This is a genomic window from Bartonella sp. AA23NXGY (assembly GCF_042197165.1).
Taxonomy (GTDB): domain Bacteria; phylum Pseudomonadota; class Alphaproteobacteria; order Rhizobiales; family Rhizobiaceae; genus Bartonella.
This window is the reverse complement of record NZ_JBHIRO010000077.1, coordinates 1-1,133: the sequence shown is the minus strand read 5'-3', so window position 1 is coordinate 1,133 and position 1,133 is coordinate 1. Positions and strand designations below refer to the sequence as shown.

The window sequence follows — 1,133 nt, the reverse complement described above, 5'->3', positions numbered from 1 at the left end:
CTGTGTTGAAAGATGAAAAACCACTTTAAGCCCAAGTAAGTTAGCTTTTTTACTAGCTTCTTCTACATCCTTTTTTGTTCCCTCATAACCCCAATTTGCGTCATATAATAATCCCTACCATCACGTAAAAGATGTTATGGTACCACTATATCAGTATCTCACAATATTTCTCTGAATAATAATATTCAAAATTATAATTCTTTAAATAAAATCCATTATAAATACATTTTGTATTAGACATAATTAATATCAATTATTTTTTAATTTTGACAAAAAACCAAAAATGTCTTACCAAATAAAAACAATTACTGAAATTAATAACAACTATCCATTTTCACTTCTTCTTATGAAGTTCGCGGGGAAATGAATATTTGGGGGCTATCATAAGGAGAATACTAGTGTATAAAACATCCCTTTTATCATGCACAGCTGCAGCCGCTATTATCCTGTTCAATATCCAGTTCAGTGCACATGCTGAAACCCTCGTAGTTTCTGAGGGAAAACAACAAGAAGTATCCGATAAAACCTACGAAACTATTCACGCAAAAGACGGTGGCAAAATCATTGGAAAACATTTAACCATTGTTACGAATAAAGATATAAACCAAGGCACAAACCAAACCGTCTATGCTGTAACAGCAGAAGGTGCTGACAGTGCGATTGAGTTACTGGATGGCACAACCATTAAAGGCACTGGTTCTGGTATTTTCTTAGGCCTTGAAGCCAAAGACGGTGCTACACTTCAAATGACTAAGGGAACAATTACATATTCTGGAATGGAGGCCTCCTCATCTGGCATTTTATCTAGCACTGGTGCTTCCTTTTCTGACAGTAAGAGTAAAAAAAACAAGCTGGAAGACGTGGTAATATCGAGTGAAAACGATAACAGTTCACTATCCTTAGGAATAAGTGCTAAAAACAGCACAGTAACCTTGAACAATGTAACCGTTACTCAAGCACTAAAAGGCATATTTGCAGATGATCACTCGACAATAACAATCTCTGGAGGATCATTTCGTGCAAAAAATACAGCAATATCTGCTCAAAATGGCAGCATCATTACTTTAAACAACAATGTTACAGTCGCATCATCTAAGGGTAATGCACTCCATGCAGATGGTATAGAATCCAAG

The 1,133-nt window shown here is 35.7% G+C and carries 1 pseudogene; it reads left to right on the top strand.

Annotated elements, in window-relative coordinates:
• Nucleotides 1-398 precede the first annotated feature (398 nt).
• Nucleotides 399-1,133, top strand: a pseudogene (locus ACFINY_RS09735) (autotransporter outer membrane beta-barrel domain-containing protein); the annotation flags it as partial.